We start from the raw sequence: 19,948 nt of genomic DNA, 5'->3' as shown, positions 1-19,948 counted from the left end.
TACTTTAATTGGTATAACTAAGCGATCTAGCCCATTCAAACATCAGTGATCCCATACTTCTGCATGACGCTCACAAGCCAGATAAGCAGCGCAGCCTAAACAATGGGTCGATATATGTTCTTCGCATTCGTTCGCAATTATCTGTTTCTGCTGCAAAGTAACCTCAGGCTCCAATACGGGTTCAAAGAACTTTGTCATTACTCATTACATCCAAATAAAATCAGTTAGTTAGTCTCAGGTTAATCCAATCTTTAACTAAGATACATATCATTAGACGCAAAAAAGCCCCTGCTGATTTCTCAGCAGGGGCTTTCTATTATTTGGTGTCATTCCGAATAACTACATCCTATTGATGTTGAGTTAAATCCTGGAATTAACCTTGAATACCAACAATTAACCAAGGTGCATTGTTAGTTGTTAGGTCACGCTCTAGGTGCCAGATATCAGTGATATCTTCTTCAACGCCATCCGCTGTGTCACGGTAACGACCGCTAAACTGAAGGCTTAGCTGTGCTTTGCTACCATCGTGGTCTGCGCGAACGATTTCAGCATCAACGTACATTACGTCTGTGTGCTGATCACCGTCTAGCTTATTACGCTCAGCTTTTAGGTCTTCAAATAGGCTTGGAGATACGTATTCTTCAATCGTGTTTAGCTCGTTGTGATTCCATGCACCTTGCAGTGTACGGTAGTGCTCACGAGAACCATTGATGAATGCCGCTTGATCAAAGCCCGGTGGGTAGTTATGTGGAACATCGCTTTGTGCACCAAAACCGAAACCACCAGCAGCGCCTTGTGATTGAGGTTGTGTTTGCTCGAAGTTATGAACATTTGGTTGTTGCTTAGGTTGTTCAAACTTGTTCTGACCCATGCCGCCGAATGCTGGCTGTTGGCCACGTGCATTCTGCTGATTCATTGAGCCCTGCTTCGCGCCCAACATTCCGCGTAGGAATTTAAACGCTAGGAAAGCAATCAGACCCATAATCAGAATATCCATGAACTGGATACCTTCAAATGCGCCACCAAAGAATGCAGCTAAAAGACCACCAGCAAGTAAACCACCTAGCAGACCGCCCATAAGGCCTTTCTTGCTAGAGTTAGCTGCTGTGTTCTTACCTGTTTGATCTTGACGGATCGAATTCGTGTTTTGTTGTTTTGGTGCTGGAGCCGTTTTAAAGCTTTTGCCAAATGACTTACCACCACCAAACTTTTTCGCTTCCGCGATTGGCGTCACCGCGACTGTTACCAACAGGATCGCGACTAGTGAGAAAAATCGTTTCATTATTATCCTTTATAGGTTTTTTATCTTTCGACACCTTAATCATACTCGTTAACAAAGAACAATGAAATATTCACCGTGTTTACACATGTATCATAATATTGCGGCTATTAATTGATTACTAAACTAGCGAAGGGATTGACGGCACTCAAGGGCAGCATTAAAATATTGAACGATGTTCATTTAATAGAAAGTACCCATGGCAAGACGAAACGATCATACTCGCGAACAATTAGTGCAATTAACCTTAAAAACGGTAACCGACTTCTTAGAAGAGCACTCTTATCACGAGCTAAGTCTACGTAAAATCGCCAATATGATTGGTTACGTTCCAAGTACCTTAGTAAATGTATTTGGTAACTACAACCTACTGCTTTTGCATGTGGTCGCTCAAACATTAGATGAACTGGCGTCAGAATCCGCTGCAGCTGTTGAACAATCGAGCAACCCTCAACAAGCTCTATTCAACCTTGCCTACTGCTACCACGATTTTGCACAGAGACACCCTCACCGTTGGCAACTTATCTTTGAGCACAACATGAACGGTGAAAACCTTCCTGAATGGCAATCGAACCGCATCGATAGAATGACAGGCATGCTAGAGCAGTTGCTAGTAGCGATTGCTCCTGAACATACGAAAAGCGAAGTCGTTAAAGCCAGCCGTGTATTATGGTCTGGAGTACACGGAATTACTCTACTTAGCGTTGATGATAAATTTTTCGCCTCTGAGCCTATTGATGGTAAAGAGCTGATCAATAACCTAGTCTCAAACTACTTAACCAACTGGTAATCATCCAAGGAAAGACAATGAACAACAGCAGCCAATCTTCGCTGTTAACGCAAAAAAGGTTCCTACCCTACTTTATTACCCAATTTCTAGGAGCCTTTAACGACAACATATTCAAAAATGTCCTGTTACTGTTTGTTGCTTTCGCAAGCGTAGACACGCTGCCTATTTCCAGCAATCTATTCATTAATTTGGCCGCAGGCCTTTTTATTCTGCCCTTCTTCCTATTTTCAGCTTTAGCAGGTGTACTGGCCGACAAATACGAAAAATCGTGGTTTATCCGTAAAGTTAAGCTCCTCGAAGTAGTGATCATGTCACTGGGTGCGATCGGATTCATCTACGAAAGCTACGGGATATTACTTCTGCTCCTGTTCCTTATGGGAACGCAGAGTGCTTTCTTTGGTCCGGTGAAATACGCCCTGCTTCCACAGCAGTTAGAAACAAAAGAACTGGTATCTGGTAACGCTCTCGTCGAGACAGGTACATTCTTAGCGATCCTGATTGGTACTCTAGGCGCAGGCATCATTGCATCTGAAGAAGGCGCGAAGCTCATTGCTGCGGTGTGTATTGTTTCGTTCGCCGTGCTTGGCTATGCATCAAGCTGCTTTATCCCACATGCGCCAAGTAATGCACCAGATCTTAAAGTAAAGTGGCAACCTGTAAAACTGACCCGCGCGACACTTGCGATTGCCAAAAAAGATCGCCCGACCTTTCAAGCTCTGATGTCTATCAGCTGGTTCTGGTTCCTTGGTGCGGCTTACCTAACTCAGTTCCCCAACTTCACTAAACTGCATCTAAACGGCACTGAAAGCTCCGTCGCCTTTTTACTGGCACTATTCTCGGTAGGCATTGCAATCGGCTCTTTAGCTTGCGATAAGTTATCTAATCACCGAATTGAAATCGGCATCGTGCCAATGGGCAGCTTAGGTATCTCGATCTTCGGTCTTCTGATGGCGATATCCATCCCGGAGTCTTTGCCTGACTTTAGTTCTTTCCATCAATTCGTAACCTACTCAGAGCTGTGGCCACTGTTTGCTTACCTTCTGCTTCTGGGTATCTCTGGCGGTGTCTTTATTGTTCCTCTGTATTCACTGATGCAGTTACGTGCCAAGCCCGACGAGCGTGCCCAAGTGATTGCCGGGCTCAATATCTACAACTCACTGTTCATGGTGGGAAGTGCGGTATTAGGTATTGTTTGCCTTAGTGTTCTAGATCTTTCAATTCCGCAGCTGTTTATCTTGCTCGCAGTGGGCAACACTTTGGTGATGCTGTACCTGTTTTATCAGGTGCCTATCTACGCTTTCCGCTTCTTTACGTGGGTGGTCACTCACACCATGTACAGAGTTAAACATAAGAACTTACATCACCTGCCAGAAAAGGGCGGTGCGTTGATTGTCTGCAACCATGTGAGTTATATGGATGCACTGCTGCTGAGTGCGGTTTGCCCTCGCTTGATCCGTTTTGTGATGGAAGAGGATTACACCAAGTTGCCGCCAATTCGACGCTTCTTGAAAAGAGCTGGGGTGATTCCAATCTCCGCGACCAACCGCAACTCGATTCGAAACGCTTTCAAAGAAGTAGAGCGTGCCCTGCATGAAGATCACATCGTGTGTATTTTCCCAGAAGGAAAGCTCACCTCTGATGGCGAAATGGCTGAGTTCATGCGTGGTATGGAGCTGATCATCAAACGTTCCCCTGTCCCAGTGATTCCTATGGCTCTTAAAGGATTATGGGGTAGCTACTTTAGTCGTTACAAAGGCCGTGCCTGCAAAGGGTTACCCACTCGCTTCTGGACTAAGCTAGAGATAGAAGCTGGCGAGCCGATTTCACCTAAACAAGCCTCTTGTGAAACGCTTCGACAGTCAGTCTCTGACCTTCGCGGATCATTACGCTAGTTAACCAGCCCTTTATTCATATCAGTTGAACAAGCGTTAAGTTTTCCTTAACGTTTGTTCAATTCATTTAGACTTACTTATCATTTTATTGAACGTATAGTGGTCTCATCACAATAACGCCACAACAAAACAAGACTCTAAATACAATGAACCTAAAAAAGTCCGTTCCATTTTATCTTGCTGCACTGTTTTGCTTAACGCCTTGGGTTAGCTCACCGACAGCCCTGGTTATCGGTTTCCTGCTTGCTAGTTTAGGATTAGTCCCTGAACACTTGGAAGTCGGCAAGCTTACCAAAAAGCTACTGGCCTACTCTATTGTTGGCTTGGGTTTTGGTATTCAGTTTGAAAAAGCATTAGCAGTAACAGGCGATGGTATTGGGCTCATTGTAACGACGATTATCGGTACATTAGTCATTGGTTGGTTCTTGGCGAAACAAATGGGGCTAGACCGCACTACGGGCTATCTTATATCTTCTGGTACCGCGATTTGTGGTGGTAGCGCGATAGCAGCAGTGGCACCCGCGATCAAAGCAGACGATGAACAGATTGGCTTGGCATTAGCTACCGTATTCGTGTTGAACTCGGTTGCTCTATTCTTATTCCCGATGATTGGTCACGCGCTTGAGCTCAGCCAACAAACATTTGGTACTTGGGCAGCGATAGCGATTCACGATACGTCTTCTGTAGTAGGTGCAGCTTCAGCGTATGGCGAAGAAGCACTGACGACAGCGACAACATTGAAGCTCGCTCGCGCACTTTGGATCATCCCAATCGCTTTAATTAGTGCGATGATCTTCAAGAACGATCAAAAGAAGATTACGGTTCCCTACTTCATTTTCTTCTATTGCGCCGCTATCGCGGTGAGTGACTTACTGCCACAATTTGAGATGGTCTATCAAGGAATCTTTGATGTGTCTAAGCGAGCACTGGTCGTGTGTTTGTTCTTAATTGGCTGTGGTATTTCAGTTGAGAAGTTAAAAGCGGCAGGGCCGAAACCACTGATGTTTGGTATTACAATGTGGGTCATGATCTCAACGGGTTCATTGGCGTGGTTAACTCTCGCTTAGCCCGCATAGAAACGCTTTAGATGTTTGTTCGGTGAACTAGACACTCAAGTTAGCAAGCAACAAAACAAAAAGGCAAAGCTCCAATGGGCTTTGCCTTTATCGTTTGTGGTAAGGGTATTCTTTGTTGTAACAATCACGAATCAAACAGGGGCTTATCACTCTTCTTGCTCTCTCTTTTCATTAAAACAAGTACCACAACCAACACAAATGCGGTGAGCTCAGCCAACGAACGAGTCAACCCTGACGAGATGATTGCTTGGCCTATCTGCAGTAAAACCGCAATGGTGAGGGCAATTTTCATAATAAGACCTTATTCTATAATCCGTTATTTATATGGCTTATTATGATGGATGGTTATAAAGATAATAAATTCTGTTTTGAACTATCTAATTGCTAAATTAACTAACCTAGCGCAACTGCCCTTCTAACCACTTAATAAAGGTTCTTACCTTAGGGCGTTTTTCCGTGCCTAGGGGGCAGATTAAGTCATACCCTTGGTCTGTATCCATGCTCGGATAAGGTGCTATCAGCTCACCAGTCTGAACATACTGCTTAACAAAATGATAGCGCCCCATCGCGACACCGATATTGCTGAGGGCACATCTTACGCCCATATCCCGGTGGCTCACACAGTAAAATTGCTCAAACAAGTTCACATCTAAGCCGTGGTGTTTAATCCAACGCTGCCATACATCTGACCCTAGTGCATGAATGAAATTAATCCGGTGCAGCGATTCTAAGCCATCATCAAAGATGTCGTGTTCAGCCGCGTAACTCGGTGTACATACCGGAATATACTTTTCACCAAACAGGCGCTGTCGATGCATGTCTTTGAGATTTTCAGCACCATAGTAAATAGCGACATCGAGATGATTTTGATGAAAATCCTGCTCTTCTTGCGAGAAAATATTGAGATTAAACTTTGGGTATCGCTGTTTAAAATCAGCCAACCTCGGCAGTAACCAACTGTTGGCAAATGCAGGACTGGTACCGATATTGATCTGTCCATACAAGTCTGTGTTGGTAATGTCTTCGATCTCACCAAAAATAGAGCTTAACGACTTGGATAACGTTCGTTGAAAGCGCTGGCCTTCTTCCGTTAGTTCCAGTTTACGAGTCCCTCGCACAAACAAGTTAAATCCGAGTTCACCTTCTAACACTTTGATTCGATGGCTAACGGCTCCCTGAGTCAAATGCAACTTTCTAGCCGCTAGCGTAAAGCTCATTTTCTCTGCAGCAACATTAAAAGTATGAAGATTTCTAAGTAAAGATTGATGGTTAGCCATACGAACTCATGCATTAAAAATTTTAATTCATACTACTACCCGTTTCGTTTGTTTGCATTAAGAAATAAGTTTTTAATAACCGCAGTTACTTAAAATCCTGCCTCGATCAATATTTGACTCCATACGTTGACGAGCAGAAACATTAAAAAAATTAATTACAAACTTAGGGGCACATATGAATATACTCGGGTATATGCAAAAAGTAGGTAAGGCATTGATGGTTCCCGTAGCCACACTGCCAGCTGCAGCAATCCTTATGGGGATCGGCTATTGGTTGGATCCTGTTGGTTGGGGTTCTGAAAGTATCTTAGCCGCATTCTTGATCAAATCTGGTGGCGCGATCATCGACAACATGGCGGTTCTATTCGCGGTGGGTGTCGCATTTGGTTTGAGCCGTGATAAGAATGGTTCTGCGGCACTGTCTGGCTTTGTGATGTTCCTCGTCGTCACCACGCTACTTGCTCCGGGCTCTGTTGCTCAGTTAATGGATGTTGAACTCAGTGAAGTGCCTGCGGCATTTGGCAAAATCAGCAACCAATTCGTAGGTATCATTGTGGGTATCATCTCTGCTGAGATCTACAACCGCTACTCAACGGTTGAACTTCCTCAAGCTCTAGCGTTCTTCAGCGGTAAGCGTTTGGTTCCTATCCTGACCTCAATCGCAGGTATGGCTCTCTCTTTTGCTCTACTTTACATCTGGCCAGCTGTTTACGACGCTCTGATCGTTCTGGGTATTAAACTAGAAAGCATGGGTGCGGTGGGTGCTGGTCTGTTTGGTTTCTTCAACCGTTTGTTCCTATCAGTAGGTATGCACCACGCTCTTTACCCTGTGTTCTGGTTCGACGTTGTTGGTATTAACGACATTCCAAACTTCTTAGGCGGCGCGCAATCTATCGCTAACGGTACGGGTATTCCAGGTAAAACTGGCATGTACCAAGCGGGCTTCTTCCCTATCATGATGTTTGGCCTACCAGCAGCAGCATTGGCGATGTATCACTGTTCTGATGCGAAAAACAAAAACCAAGTATTCGCAATCATGCTTGCTGCAGCTATGGCTTCATTCTTCACGGGTATCACAGAGCCACTAGAATTCAGCTTCATGTTCCTAGCACCCGTGTTGTTCCTACTGCACGCAGTATTAACAGGCCTATCGCTTTACATTGCAGCAAGCATGGAATGGATGGCAGGCTTCGGCTTCTCTGCTGGTTTCGTTGACCTAGTACTATCAAGCCAAAACCCACTCGCGGTTAACTGGTACATGCTACTGGTTCAAGGTGTGGTGTTCTTCGCGCTTTACTACGGTATTTTCCGCTTCGCTATCATCAAGTTCAACCTACGTACTCCAGGTCGTGGTGAAGAGATGGAAGCAGAAAAAGAAACTGAAACGCCAGAAGCATTGGCTAACCTAACCAACAGCTACATTGAAGCGGTTGGCGGTGCAGACAACATTCTAGAAGTCGATAACTGTATTACTCGTCTACGCTTAACTGTGAAAGACTCAGGTGCAGCAGACAGCGAGAAACTGAAGAAACTCGGTGCGGCAGGTGTGGTACCGGTTGGGAAAGGTGGTCTACAAGTTATCATTGGTCTAGGTAAGGTAGATAAAGTCGCTGAACAAATGAAGAAGGCACTCGCTTAACGCCAAATCTTGAATGACACGATAAATAATTAGAATTTGTGACGGCTTCACCACCGTCACACCCCCCTGAAGCGCAATTACGACTAGTCACCGTGTATTGCGCTTCATTTTATTGCTCTTCGCTCTATTTAGAACGGGTCTGCTGTAACCACTGCGCCAATCCAGCGCGCGAAACCTTAATACCATGTTGTTCCTGCTGAGGCATTCGATAATACTCAATAGGAAATTTGAACCGTTCAAGACGACCAGTTAACTGCTCGATAAACCACTCTTTGGTTGGCAACTCAGCACAATCGACAATCGCTGCAGGTCGAAATCCGAACTCATCATCTTCAATGGGAACAATAAAAGCCTGATTAACCTCAGACAATTGATTGAGTACTCGCTCAATTTCTTCGCAATGAATGTTCTCACCACCAGAAATAAACTGGTTGTCGGCACGGCCAATAATCGACACTTGTTCGCCAAGCCACTCACCAAGATCTTTGCTATCAAACCAACCGCTCTTATCAACTAATGGCGTTAAGTTACCTTGATAGTAATACCCGGACGCGAGCGTCTCGCCACCAATAAAGATACGTTGTTCTTCAATTTTTAGCTGGCGATGGTTAAGGACAAAACCGGCGGTGCTGCCGGCATCAACGAGCTTCGCGGTCACGGTTGAAGCCGCTTCAGTCATGCCGTATCCAAGCCATGTTTCGATGCCCATTTGTTGAGCTTCGAGCCCAAGTGCTTCTGGTATATGACTACCACCCAAAAGTACATGCGTTAAAGTAAGTGCTTGCTTACTCTTTAACAATCGATGTAGTTGAGTAGCGACCAATGAAGCATGACTGCATTCTTCTATATCGGTTTCAAGCTGACCTGTGCCTATTTTGATGCAACCACCAGCCGCCAACCAACGATGAACTATCGCCAGCCCCGACACATGGTACATAGGTAAACTCAGTAACCACGTGTCACCTTGTTGATAACGAAACACCTCAAGCAGCCCTGACGCAGAGCATAGGTGCTGCTCAAGTGTATGAACGACCGCTTTTGGGTTTCCGGTAGAACCTGAAGTGAATACGATGCTCGCTAGATTTTGCGGATTGAAATTGGATTCTTGAGGTGTCGTTATCTGCTCATCATCACCATCAAACTTCAGTTCACTTAGGCAAGGCAAGGTCACCAACTGAGTATTCAAATCGGCAGTCTCTGATTGCTCTATTCCGCTATTGCCCAAGAGCCAAAGGTAGCTCTGTTGATCTGCTTGATATAAGGAATCGAGCTTTTGCTTCAGGCGTAAACTAGGCTGAGGCATCGTAAACGCACAAACCACACCCAAATTGAGTGCGGCAAGATAAACAGGGATCACTTCAGCTTGATTCTTACCAACAATCGTCAGTACATCACCTTCAGATAGGCCTTGATGAGATAGCTGTTGTTGGTACTCACTAACCAACACAAACACTTGCTGCCAAGTATAAGTGCGGTGAGTGGTCACTAACGCTGGTTGACGTGGGTTTTGCTGCGCCCACTTTACCCAGAGCGGGGGATGATTAGATTGTGGGCGCATCATATGATAACCAAAAATAGATTAAGAACTTGTTAAGCTAACTAAATAGCCATTCAAATAGCTCGGTCTAAGAAGACCAAATCAATTGTTGCTTTTCAAGCGTAGAGACAGGCAACTGACAGCCCGGCCAAGAAACCTCTAGCTGCTGCTTGAACAAGCCAATCGTATCCAACCCCGGCACTTCATTTGGCAAATATTGCTGCGCCAGACGAGCAATCTGAGTCAGACCTAGGCTCGACTCAATGCTTGAGCTCAATACAGGTTTCATTCCAAGCTTCTGTGCTCGCTCAATGATTGCCACGCAACGCTCGACAGAACCAATAAGAGTTGGCTTGATCACGACTGCTTTAACACCAGTAAGGTCGCTAAGATCAAATTCCGGGCTGCGCACCGCTTCTTGCAGTGTCTCGTCCCACGCAATCGCCACACCATGGTCAATGGCAAAGGCCAAACTGTCTTCTGGCTTTTGGCAAGGCTCTTCGATAAAGCTTATACGCTGGCGCATTGACGGCGAAATGTATTTAATGAATTGCTTCGCTTTCTCTGGCTTCCACGCACGGTTGGCATCAAGTCTTAGAGTCAAATCAGGGATCGACTCAAGGAATAAGCTAACCAACATGCCATCGCGAATCGCTTCGTAGAGGCCGACTTTCACTTTCGCGACCTTCTCGCCTACCATCTCATTCAATACAGGAATCAGTTCATCTGGATCGCCTGTACACAAAGGCGCCGCTTGGTAGTTACCTTGAGCGTTAAGATCGCCTCGCAATTCCATCATCGCCATTGAAAAGCCAAACGCGACAGAAGGATACAGCTCGTCGAAAGGCGTTTGAGGCTTATTGTGGCTCCAAAGCTCTAATTCGTGTTGAAGCTGAATGCCAGCTTGTTCGGCATCTTCTTGGCTAAAACCGGGCAAAGGCGCAACTTCGCCAAAACCAGTTTTACCATCACACTCAAGTTGGATGATATAGCCAACACGTTCGTTCAACTTATTGTCACGAAGAACCACACCACTATCCATAGGTAATTGATAACGGTAAAGTTTAGCGTGACGCTGAGAATTCACTGAGTTCATAAAGTTTCCTAAAAAACGGGGAACATCAAAACAAAACGAGCCGCTATTAGCGACTCATTTTGAAGAGGAGAAAGACTATGGATTACGCGGGAACTTGTCGAAGTCCGGTCGACGTTTCTCGTTGAATGCGTTGCGGCCTTCTTGGCCTTCCTCTGTCATGTAGAACATCATGGTTGCGTTACCAGCCAACTCTTGTAAGCCTGCTTGACCATCACAGTCAGCGTTCAGTGCCGCTTTCAAGCAACGCAGTGCCATTGGGCTGTGTTGAAGCACTTCACGACACCAACGAACTGTCTCTTTTTCTAGGTCAGCAACAGGAACAACGGTGTTTACAAGGCCCATGTCCAGTGCTTCTTGTGCATCGTAGAAGCGGCACAAGAACCAGATTTCACGTGCTTTCTTTTGACCAACGATACGAGCCATGTAAGAAGCACCCCAACCGCCATCGAAAGAACCCACTTTAGGACCCGTCTGACCGAACTGCGCGTTTTCAGCTGCAATAGTAAGGTCTGCCATCATGTGAAGTACATGACCGCCACCGACTGCCCAACCCGATACCGCTGCGATAACTGGTTTTGGACAAGTACGAATTTGACGTTGGAAATCAAGTACATTCAAGTGGTGCGTACCTGAGTCATCTTGGTAACCGCCGTAGTCACCACGGATACTTTGGTCACCACCAGAACAGAACGCCTTCTCACCAAGACCAGTCAAAATGATTACGCCAACTTTCTCGTCATAACGAGCATCAGCCAGTGCATTGATCATCTCTTTTACGGTTTGTGGACGGAACGCATTGTGCACTTGAGGGCGAGCAATCGTGATTTTCGCAATACCGTCATCAGACTTGTGGTATTGAATATCTTCATATTGACTGCTTTCATCGCGCCAGTTAACGGCTGCGTAAAGTTCTTCTTCTGTGATGCCTACTGTTTTAGCCATGATGATTCCCATTGTTCTATTAGAGAGCGCGACTAGCGTAGAGTCGCGACGGTGTTGCTCTGCTTTCTATAGCGCTTGATACGAGAGGTTCGCTCAGTCAGTTCATCAACGACTGGCGATACATTGGATGATCAGATTTGAAAACATCTCTGGTTGCTCAAAATGAACATTATGACCCGCGTAATCCACCTGACTATATTCAAAGCCACTATTCTCAGCTAGCTCCATGAATTTACGATCTTTTTCTCCACATACATAATGCAATAAATGCTCATGAGATTTCAATGTGGCACGTAAATCCGGTTGCTTAGCTAACGAAGTAGATAACAACATATTTGCTACGGATACTCCAAGGTTACCACTACGCTTTATGACCAAAGTTTGTCTTTGCTCATGATTTAGTGAAGAAAAGACGCTTTGTTGATACCAATCGTCTAAAACATCTTCAATCGACTGCTGTGCAAAGCGAACAGCCCATTGCGTATCGTGTACTAACCTTTGTGCTCTTTCTTCATCACATTCCAAGCCAAAGTTGCCACCTTCAATGATGACTTTCTCTAAGTTAAGAGTTTCGAAGCAAGGGCTTGTTACCCCATACATGGCAAGCCTTCCCCCCATAGAATACCCAATCACCACGATAGGATAATCGACAGGAAGATCGTTGAGAGCCAGCTGAGATGTGATGCACTGAACTATCTTGGTACAGCAATGATCAAAGCCTACAGGGTCGATAAACCGGCTTTGTCCGTGTCCGGGTAAATCTATGCAAAGACGAGGAAAGTCTTCGAGGAAGGGGTGGCATGCACTCCAATCATCCCCGCTTCCGAGTAAACCATGAAAAAAAACAAGCAAAGGTTTGTCAGAAGATTCTTGTACTGCTGGGTAATAATTGGAGTAAAGCATGTAAAGTCCTTAGGCTAATGCCTCGGTGAGCATTGAGCTGAATTGCTTCAGCAAAGTAGACGCTTGTTCGGGAGGCGTCTTAACTTCTACGAGCAAGGTACCCTGACCTTGTTCAAAATGTTGTTCGATGAGCGTTTGATAGCAATTCAAGGTTTCTGGCGCCGCATAACCAAGATGGAATTGCGCAGCAGCATGTTCAAAATTGAAACCATGAGGCATTTGATATAGAGACTGTTTTTGTTGCTCAGGAACCGGCAAAAAATCAAAGATTGCCCCACCATCGTTATTGGTAACCACAATAACCATTGGTGTTGTGCTGTGAGTAAGTAGCGCCAGCGAATTTAGGTCGTACAACAAAGAGGTGTCACCAATCAGCATCATCAAAGGATTCTGGTTGGCTTTTATCACTCCCGCAGCCGTCGCCACCAAGCCATCAATGCCCGATGCACCGCGGTTGCTGTAGACTTGAGTCGCAGAGATTGATGACAGCATATCCACCAGCCTTACCATCAAGCTATTTCCCACAAAAAGCTCTCTGCCCTTAAGTCTAGACGACAAGTCAACGGCAACGCTCAACTCTGTCAGTTGGTCGTTATTAGAGATTTTCGCCAACGCTAACTGCTGAACCGTATTCGCGACTTCCGCCAAAGATGCCGCCCAGCCAGCATGTTCTCCCAACAGCGTTGGTAGATGTTGCTCTGATAACCAATGTTCGATATCAGCGACAATATGAGTTTGAGGCAGATGATCTTGATTAATACGATGTGCATCTGGTGAAACAACGATGTACTGCGATGAACAAAATGTGGCAGCTTGTTCTTTTACCCATTGGTTAAGACGCTTAGATACGATGCGCTCACCAAACTGGATAATAAAATCACACTGACTAAGCTGTGCTTTGGCTGCGTCACTTTGCATCCATAAATCATAGTGTTTCCAGTCACTACTGACACCCGATTGAGGGTCACAGAATACTGGCCAGCCCAAAGCTGTCGCAAACTGCTTGGCTTTAATTGCAGCTTCATTCTCGATAGAACCAATAATCACTGCGCCTTTATGAGCGACATAATCACTTGCTGAGACAGGCTGAGCGATTAAATGACTGGGCAAATAAGTGTTCGAGTAAAGGCAGGTTGAAGCTCTCCAAGCTGCCACGCTCTTTGTATAATCCGCATACATCTCGGCGCTATTAGCGGAATAAAGCGGTTCTGGGAACGGACAGTTGATATGAATAGCCCCACCGACGCTGCGCTGTTTCGCCAGTGCGTTATCAACCGACGTCAAAAGCCAATTCAAAGAAACTTGTGTCGTTGGACTTGGAAGGTTTAGTGCCGTTTCAACGTGAGACGAAAAGATACCCTGCTGCTGAATCGCTTGATTGGCACCACACTCGACTAAATCAATCGGTCGATCGGAGGTCAACAAGATTAGCTTTTCTCGCGTTAATCCAGATTCAGCGGTCGCTGGTAGAAGGTTAGCTACGGCAGTTCCAGAAGTAACAACCACCGCAACGGGTTTGTTGCTCGCTTTAGCTAAACCTAAAGCCAAGAAGCCAAGCCCGCGCTCATCAAAGTGCGTATGTAAGGTTAGCTTAGAGTTAGCTTCGGCTTCGAGTGTTAATGGTGTTGAACGAGAGCCTGGCGCGATGCAAACATGTTCAACACCGCTGCGGGCAAGCTCTTCAAGTAATGTGTTACACCAAACTCTGTTTAATACAGCTTGGTCGTGATTCATGACGCCACACCTAATGGTGGGTGATCAGAAATGAGACTGAGCAGAGTCGACATCTTCTTATTCAGCTCTTGCCACTCATGTTCGGCAACCGATCCCGGCACGATCCCCGCGCCAGCAAACAGTTGTACTTGATCGTTTACAATCAAGGCGCTTCGAATCGCCACGCAGAATTCCGCTCGCTGATGACTGATATAGCCTACAGAGCCTGCATACCAACCTCGTGCAAACGGTTCGTGTTCAAGAATGAAATCCATCGCCTCTTTACGAGGTAAACCCGCCACCGCAGCAGTTGGCTGTAAGGCAGCAAGCAACTGCACACCATTAACGCCATTGTTGAGCTGAGCATGGATATTGCGCTTCAAATGCTGCACCTTACGCAAGCGCACTAGACGCGCATCCTTTTCAACATGGACCGTTTGAGAATGAGGAGTGAGACGCTCAATGATGTCGTCGACCACATACTGGTTCTCATTGAGGTTTTTGCTGTCTTGAGAAAGCCAGTTGGCCAGTTCCATATCCTCAGTAGCGTTCTCTCCGCGACCAATGGTTCCAGCAAGCGCCTCGGTATCAAGCTCCATACCATGTCGGCTATATAAGCGCTCTGGTGTCGAGCCAATGAAACTGTGTTTAGAATCCAGCACCAACATAAAGTGGAAACTGTGGTGATTTTGCAGATAGCTGGCTTTAAGTAATTGAGCTGCGCAGATAGGCGCATCGAGTTGCAGTGTGGTTTTACGTGCTAAAACGACTTTTTTGTACTCTTCATCGCTAATGCCTTGCAGCACTTTATCGACAAGGTTGCCCCACTGCTCTCTTTCTGGAACGTGATTGATCTGTTCAATATGGGCAGACAAAGGCGCCAATATCGCGGCTTCTACAGAAAGCTTATTCAAAGCATTAATAGAAGAAACGCGATCAGGGGACAAATTAACCGCCAGCGACCAAGTATTGTCAAAGCGGATCAATTCAACCTGAGGAAGGAAGAAAAACGACTCCATGCAGCGACGGTTCTTTGTGGTGTGCCCATCAAACGAGCGTCCACCCCAGATTCGTTGGTCTTCACCAAGAATAGCGTACGCGGGTGCAGGATCTGAAAACGTATGTAACTGTCCGAGCGCAACAACCTCTTCACGAGTGTCGCGTGACTGCCAGTAGAACTTAGGAAAGAGCGGTTGAGCATGAAGCCATTCTATAAATGCAAACGATGGTTTTTGCGTTAGAACTTCAACACAACGAACTTCGCTTGCTTGGGCATTTTGTACTCGCTCAATCAAAGCGGAGATAGTTTGCTGGAAATGTGACAAATCGACCTCGTTCACATCTAAATTATTATTATATTAGTTTGATACTTTATGGGCAGTACCCACTTAGATCAAGAATGTACTATATCTTTTCAACATTCCTGTGATTTTAAGCGATCCCGCCCCTTTATTCATCTTAGCCAATAACCAAGAAAGCGATTAATTAAAATTTAGAAAAGAGTGACAACAAAAAGGCTAAACGTGATACTGAAATGCGACATTCATCAGATTTTTATTCTATCAAACGCCATTTTGCGGTACTTTAATAAAGTATTTAAATTAATTTCAGGAAATCGGCAATGCAAAATATCGGGATGTCGTCAAAACTCAACAGCGTATGCTACGAAATCAGGGGGCCTGTACTCAAACATGCTAAGCGCATGGAAGAAGAAGGGCATAAAATACTGAAGCTTAATATTGGTAACCCCGCCCCATTTGGTTTTGACGCCCCTGATGAAATCCTTGTTGACGTAATCCGTAACCTACCGACATCTCAAGGTTACTGCGACTCGAAAGGCATCTATTCAGCCCGCAAAGCGGTTGTTCAGCACTACCAGAAAAAAGGCCTACGTAACCTTGATGTAGAAGACGTTTACATTGGTAACGGCGCATCAGAGCTTATCGTTATGTCTATGCAAGCGCTACTGGATAATGGTGATGAAATCTTAGTTCCCGCTCCGGATTACCCACTATGGACAGCGTCTGTTGCGCTTTCTGGTGGTACACCGGTTCACTACATGTGTGATGAAGATGCTGATTGGTATCCAGATTTAGACGACATGCGCGCGAAGATCTCACCAAAGACGCGCGGCATCGTTCTTATCAACCCGAACAACCCAACAGGCGCGGTATACAGCCGTGATTTCCTATTACAAGTGGTTGAGATTGCTCGTGAGCACGGTTTGATCATCTTCGCCGATGAAATCTACGACAAAGTACTTTACGACGGTGCGGTACACACTTCAGTGGCAACGCTTGCTGAAGACGTATTAATGGTCACGTTCAACGGCCTATCTAAAGCTTACCGTGTATGTGGTTTCCGTGGTGGTTGGATGTTCTTAACAGGCCCTAAACACCTAGCGAAAGGCTATGTAGAAGGGCTAGAAATGCTGGCCTCAATGCGTTTGTGTGCCAACGTTCCGATGCAACACGCTATCCAAACCGCACTCGGTGGCTATCAGAGTATCAATGAGCTGATTCTTCCAGGCGGTCGACTGCTTGAACAGCGTGACCGTGCATGGGAACTGATCAACAAGATCCCTGGCGTTTCTTGTGTGAAACCGAAAGGTGCAATGTACCTGTTCCCTAAAATCGACACCAACATGTACAACATCAAAGACGATCAGAAGTTTGTACTCGACTTCCTTAAGCAAGAGAAGGTGCTATTGGTTCAAGGTACGGGCTTCAATTGGCCGAAACCGGATCACTTCCGTATCGTGACTCTGCCGCACATCGAAGATCTAGAAATCGCAATTGGTCGTTTAGAGCGCTTCTTACAGACTTACAGCCAAGACGACCTCATCGAAGGTTAATGAGCACAAAGAAAGATGGCTACAATTTGCTGTTTTAAAAGACTTTAACTTGTATTCATTCACTTCTATGCTTAAAAGGCTCCTGTTTAGGAGCCTTTTTTGTATCCGCTGTCTCGTATCCCTGTGCAAACACAAGATACGAGTGGAGTATTGTTTATACCAATCACAGTAAGTAAGTGTTCAGAAATAGCGTAGGGAAAAAGCTTGAGAACAAGGCAGAATTTTTCGATAAGTAGTTATTCTACAATCAAAAATTCTAACATAGTTATCGAGTTTTTTAACAAGCTAGGATGACCAGTTATTTACTACGATTGGTACTATAAGGACATTTATGAAACAGAGCCATTTCTTTGCCCATCTCGCACGCATGAAGCTAATTCAACGCTGGCCCCTGATGCGTTCGGTATCAAGCGAGAACATTTCAGAACATAGCCTACAGGTTGCTTTCGTGGCACACGCCTTGGCACTGATCAAAAACAAGAAGTTTGATGGTCAGCTTAACCCCGAGCACATTGCTCTGCTTGGCATGTACCACGACACCAGTGAGGTACTGACGGGTGATTTGCCAACGCCAGTTAAATACTACAACCCGGATATTGCACAAGAGTATAAGAAGATAGAAGCCGCGGCAGAACAAAGACTGCTTTCGATGTTGCCAGAAGAGTTCAGAGACGACTTCGCCCCCTTCTTAATATCTGGTACTGCGAGTAAAGAAGAGCAAAGCATCGTCAAGCAGGCAGATACTATCTGTGCGTACCTGAAATGCTTGGAAGAGCTCAGTGCGGGCAATCATGAATACGAGCAAGCCAAGCGCCGATTGGAAGAGACACTCGAACAACGCAAAAGCCCAGAAATGGACTACTTTCTCACCACATTCGCACCGAGCTTTGAATTATCACTAGACGAGATAAGCTAGCTGGGTATAAGTTGTTTTTAATTAGCTAAATAAAATCAATTTGATAGGTGCTATTTTGAATTCTCAACTCGAACCACCCTTTGTACTCGAACAAGAATGGCAGCATCGAAATGACGATGAACATAAAATAAGACGGGATGACCACCGCAGCCCGTATCAGCGTGACCGTGCGCGCGTGCTTCACTCTGCTGCTTTCCGTCGCTTACAAGCGAAAACCCAGATCCATGGCACCACGGTCAACGACTTTCACCGAACGCGCCTTACCCACTCTCTTGAGGCCGCTCAGCTTGGCACCGGTATCGTCGCTCAACTGAAGAAAAAGCAGCCCGAATTTCGAGATCTATTACCCTCAGACAGTTTGATTGATTCACTGTGTTTGGCTCACGACATCGGTCATCCACCCTATGGACATGGCGGCGAAGTCGCACTCAACTACATGATGCGCGACCACGGCGGCTTTGAGGGCAACGCTCAAACGTTTCGCATAGTCACACAGCTAGAACCTTACACTGAACATCACGGGATGAACCTATCTCGACGCACTTTGTTAGGTCTAATTAAGTACCCTTCTCTGCTGAGTGAGGTTCAAGCTAAATTGCAGTCTGAACCCGTTAAGCATCAACGACAACTCCGAGCTAAAGATTGGATGCCAGCAAAAGGCATCTACGATCATGATGAAGAGTTGTTTAACTGGGTGCTTGAACCGCTTTCAAGCAGCGACCAACAGCTCCTAAAACAGAAAAGAAAAACGCATACCGAGCCACTTGAGCACAACAAGACCAAATATAAGTCACTGGATTGTTCGATCATGGAACTTGCTGACGACATCGCGTATGGCGTGCACGATTTAGAAGATGCGATTGTGCTTGGCTCTGTGACCAAAGCTCAGTGGGTCGAATCGGCTTACCCTCAACTGAAAGAGATGGCCGACCCATGGATTTGTGAACACCTAGATTCAATTACAGAGATGCTTTTCTCTGGTGAACAGTATCGTCGAAAGGATGCGATTGGTGGGATAGTCAACGCACTGTTGACCAGTATCTCGATTAAGCGAGTGGAGGCTAACTTTGAGAATGTACTGTTGGCTTACAATGCGGTGCTCGAGCCGAGCATGGACGGCACACTCGATAAGCTGAAACACTTTGTCAGCGAGTTCGTTATTCAAGTGCCACAGGTTCAGGTCATCGAATACAAAGGTCAACAGATCATCATGGATATGTTTGAAGCATTCAGCGCAGATCCTGAACGCTTGCTGCCACTGCCCATCAAGAAGCAATGGCTACAACATCAAGATGAGTCTCGAAAAATGCGCGTGATAGCCGATTACATTTCATCGATGACTGATGATCTTGCGCAGAAAATGCATCAGCAACTGTTCTCAGCTCATACCGAGTTTTAATTCCTGACTCACTTTACTAAAACGGCTTAATCTAAGTAGTTTTTCTCAAACACGCCCGGCGGCATTTGATTGATTTGAAACTGAATCATTTGGTCAAATGCCGTTAGCAAAGGGCTAAAGTCGCCATCACGCTCTAACAAGCTAAGTAAATGATAGCCAGCTTCAACGGTTGAAAGGCTATTTTCACTGGGTGCTTTGCGAATTCGGTAATTACCCTTGAGATCTTTCGGTAAATGAACCGTGTTCAACGCATGCAAGTTACTCGATACTTGCCACATCTTGAATGCTTTCTTCCACGTGCCATCCAATAAAATCACACGCAGCTTCTTATTGGGAGATGTCGCCGACTCAACTGAAACAGAGTTTTCGCTTGGGTATAAAATCACATGTTGATACTGTTCATCGCACAACAATGCGTTGAGTTGTTCGTTGTCTGAAAAGTCTTCGCCAACAAACGTCACGCTGTTATTAAGAGATAACGAGAGAATACGCGCTGTTCCCATCGGACGATGCTCTTCTGATGGGTGCTGAAGAATGATAAGCTCAACATTCGATTCGAGTGGTGTAACCCACTGACAAATACAAGCTTTCAAAGCCTTGCTGCATTGGGGGCAATAACGAGACATGGATTTAAT

17 protein-coding genes are annotated in these 19,948 nt (G+C 45.6%); 7 read left to right on the top strand and 10 right to left on the bottom strand.

The features are described from left to right. Nucleotides 1-373: 373 nt before the first annotated feature. Entirely contained in the window at nt 374-1,282 is a 909-nt protein-coding gene (locus tag AB4154_RS19765) for a Tim44 domain-containing protein (RefSeq protein ID WP_017068945.1), read from the bottom strand. Between the two features lie 196 nt (nt 1,283-1,478). On the opposite strand from AB4154_RS19765, the gene AB4154_RS19760 reads away from it, so the two are divergent. From AB4154_RS19760 to AB4154_RS19750, 3 genes are all read left to right on the top strand, one after another. Next, complete coding sequence (locus tag AB4154_RS19760; protein WP_017064073.1) at nt 1,479-2,069, top strand: TetR/AcrR family transcriptional regulator; 591 nt, start codon at nt 1,479-1,481, stop codon at nt 2,067-2,069. A 17-nt stretch (nt 2,070-2,086) separates the two neighbouring features. Further along, a complete protein-coding gene (locus AB4154_RS19755; RefSeq protein WP_372123910.1) occupies nt 2,087-3,961 on the top strand; it encodes an MFS transporter in 1,875 nt (624 codons plus the stop codon). Nucleotides 3,962-4,107: 146 nt separating this feature from the next. Then, entirely contained in the window at nt 4,108-5,028 is a 921-nt protein-coding gene (locus tag AB4154_RS19750) for a YeiH family protein (RefSeq protein WP_017060176.1), read from the top strand. Between the two features lie 133 nt (nt 5,029-5,161). On the opposite strand, the gene AB4154_RS19745 is transcribed toward AB4154_RS19750, so the two are convergent. Further along, on the bottom strand, nt 5,162-5,329 hold the full coding sequence (locus tag AB4154_RS19745; protein ID WP_017060175.1) for a hypothetical protein: 168 nt from the start codon (nt 5,327-5,329) through the stop codon (nt 5,162-5,164). Between the two features lie 106 nt (nt 5,330-5,435). Next, nucleotides 5,436-6,314, bottom strand: coding sequence for a LysR substrate-binding domain-containing protein (locus AB4154_RS19740; protein ID WP_372123909.1), 879 nt, complete (start codon nt 6,312-6,314; stop codon nt 5,436-5,438). Nucleotides 6,315-6,507: 193 nt separating this feature from the next. Between AB4154_RS19740 and nagE the strand changes: the two genes are divergently transcribed. Next, on the top strand, nt 6,508-7,953 hold the full coding sequence (nagE, locus tag AB4154_RS19735) for an N-acetylglucosamine-specific PTS transporter subunit IIBC (protein WP_017064077.1): 1,446 nt from the start codon (nt 6,508-6,510) through the stop codon (nt 7,951-7,953). Between the two features lie 124 nt (nt 7,954-8,077). On the opposite strand, the gene menE is transcribed toward nagE, so the two are convergent. From menE to AB4154_RS19705, 6 genes are all read right to left on the bottom strand, one after another. Continuing rightward, complete coding sequence (gene menE / locus AB4154_RS19730; RefSeq protein ID WP_372123907.1) at nt 8,078-9,514, bottom strand: o-succinylbenzoate--CoA ligase; 1,437 nt, start codon at nt 9,512-9,514, stop codon at nt 8,078-8,080. A 64-nt stretch (nt 9,515-9,578) separates the two neighbouring features. Beyond that, nucleotides 9,579-10,586 (bottom strand): o-succinylbenzoate synthase, encoded by a 1,008-nt coding sequence (gene menC / locus AB4154_RS19725; protein WP_017060171.1) that lies wholly within the window; start codon nt 10,584-10,586, stop codon nt 9,579-9,581. A 75-nt stretch (nt 10,587-10,661) separates the two neighbouring features. Beyond that, a complete protein-coding gene (menB, locus tag AB4154_RS19720) occupies nt 10,662-11,528 on the bottom strand; it encodes a 1,4-dihydroxy-2-naphthoyl-CoA synthase (protein WP_017064079.1) in 867 nt (288 codons plus the stop codon). 105 nt (nt 11,529-11,633) lie between these two features. Further along, nucleotides 11,634-12,431, bottom strand: coding sequence for a 2-succinyl-6-hydroxy-2,4-cyclohexadiene-1-carboxylate synthase (menH, locus tag AB4154_RS19715; RefSeq protein WP_372123905.1), 798 nt, complete (start codon nt 12,429-12,431; stop codon nt 11,634-11,636). Between the two features lie 9 nt (nt 12,432-12,440). Next, a complete protein-coding gene (gene menD / locus AB4154_RS19710) occupies nt 12,441-14,165 on the bottom strand; it encodes a 2-succinyl-5-enolpyruvyl-6-hydroxy-3-cyclohexene-1-carboxylic-acid synthase (protein WP_372123903.1) in 1,725 nt (574 codons plus the stop codon). Further along, the gene (locus tag AB4154_RS19705; RefSeq protein WP_372123901.1) at nt 14,162-15,469 is read right to left on the bottom strand and encodes an isochorismate synthase MenF; all 1,308 of its coding nucleotides are present in this window, start codon (nt 15,467-15,469) and stop codon (nt 14,162-14,164) included. Before AB4154_RS19705 ends, menD begins: the two co-directional genes overlap by 4 nt. A gap of 296 nt (nt 15,470-15,765) precedes the next feature. Here AB4154_RS19705 and AB4154_RS19700 point away from each other — a divergent pair, with 296 nt between their 5' ends. From AB4154_RS19700 to AB4154_RS19690, 3 genes are all read left to right on the top strand, one after another. Then, complete coding sequence (locus AB4154_RS19700) at nt 15,766-16,998, top strand: pyridoxal phosphate-dependent aminotransferase (protein ID WP_017060166.1); 1,233 nt, start codon at nt 15,766-15,768, stop codon at nt 16,996-16,998. Between the two features lie 331 nt (nt 16,999-17,329). Continuing rightward, the gene (yfbR, locus tag AB4154_RS19695) at nt 17,330-17,914 is read left to right on the top strand and encodes a 5'-deoxynucleotidase (RefSeq protein WP_017060613.1); all 585 of its coding nucleotides are present in this window, start codon (nt 17,330-17,332) and stop codon (nt 17,912-17,914) included. A 55-nt stretch (nt 17,915-17,969) separates the two neighbouring features. Further along, nucleotides 17,970-19,313, top strand: a complete 1,344-nt coding sequence (locus tag AB4154_RS19690) for an anti-phage deoxyguanosine triphosphatase (protein ID WP_017060614.1) — start codon at nt 17,970-17,972, stop codon at nt 19,311-19,313. Between the two features lie 26 nt (nt 19,314-19,339). On the opposite strand, the gene AB4154_RS19685 is transcribed toward AB4154_RS19690, so the two are convergent. Further along, nucleotides 19,340-19,939, bottom strand: coding sequence for a tRNA-uridine aminocarboxypropyltransferase (locus AB4154_RS19685; RefSeq protein WP_017060615.1), 600 nt, complete (start codon nt 19,937-19,939; stop codon nt 19,340-19,342). Nucleotides 19,940-19,948: the final 9 nt, after the last annotated feature.

It is taken from the genome of Vibrio sp. 10N.286.51.B11, assembly GCF_041469245.1.
GTDB classification, from domain to species: Bacteria; Pseudomonadota; Gammaproteobacteria; order Enterobacterales; family Vibrionaceae; genus Vibrio; species Vibrio crassostreae_C.
The sequence above is the reverse complement of the archived record's forward strand: the minus strand, read 5'-3'. Positions and strand labels throughout refer to the sequence as shown.

Coding starts and splice junctions, on each gene's coding strand:
- AB4154_RS19765 (WP_017068945.1), bottom strand. CDS start 1,282: ATGAAACGATTTTTCTCACTAGTCGCGATCCTGTTGGTAACAGTCGCG.
- AB4154_RS19760 (WP_017064073.1), top strand. CDS start 1,479: ATGGCAAGACGAAACGATCATACTCGCGAACAATTAGTGCAATTAACC.
- AB4154_RS19755 (WP_372123910.1), top strand. CDS start 2,087: ATGAACAACAGCAGCCAATCTTCGCTGTTAACGCAAAAAAGGTTCCTA.
- AB4154_RS19750 (WP_017060176.1), top strand. CDS start 4,108: ATGAACCTAAAAAAGTCCGTTCCATTTTATCTTGCTGCACTGTTTTGC.
- AB4154_RS19745 (WP_017060175.1), bottom strand. CDS start 5,329: ATGAAAATTGCCCTCACCATTGCGGTTTTACTGCAGATAGGCCAAGCA.
- AB4154_RS19740 (WP_372123909.1), bottom strand. CDS start 6,314: ATGGCTAACCATCAATCTTTACTTAGAAATCTTCATACTTTTAATGTT.
- nagE (WP_017064077.1), top strand. CDS start 6,508: ATGCAAAAAGTAGGTAAGGCATTGATGGTTCCCGTAGCCACACTGCCA.
- menE (WP_372123907.1), bottom strand. CDS start 9,514: ATGATGCGCCCACAATCTAATCATCCCCCGCTCTGGGTAAAGTGGGCG.
- menC (WP_017060171.1), bottom strand. CDS start 10,586: ATGAACTCAGTGAATTCTCAGCGTCACGCTAAACTTTACCGTTATCAA.
- menB (WP_017064079.1), bottom strand. CDS start 11,528: ATGGCTAAAACAGTAGGCATCACAGAAGAAGAACTTTACGCAGCCGTT.
- menH (WP_372123905.1), bottom strand. CDS start 12,431: ATGCTTTACTCCAATTATTACCCAGCAGTACAAGAATCTTCTGACAAA.
- menD (WP_372123903.1), bottom strand. CDS start 14,165: ATGAATCACGACCAAGCTGTATTAAACAGAGTTTGGTGTAACACATTA.
- AB4154_RS19700 (WP_017060166.1), top strand. CDS start 15,766: ATGCAAAATATCGGGATGTCGTCAAAACTCAACAGCGTATGCTACGAA.
- yfbR (WP_017060613.1), top strand. CDS start 17,330: ATGAAACAGAGCCATTTCTTTGCCCATCTCGCACGCATGAAGCTAATT.
- AB4154_RS19685 (WP_017060615.1), bottom strand. CDS start 19,939: ATGTCTCGTTATTGCCCCCAATGCAGCAAGGCTTTGAAAGCTTGTATT.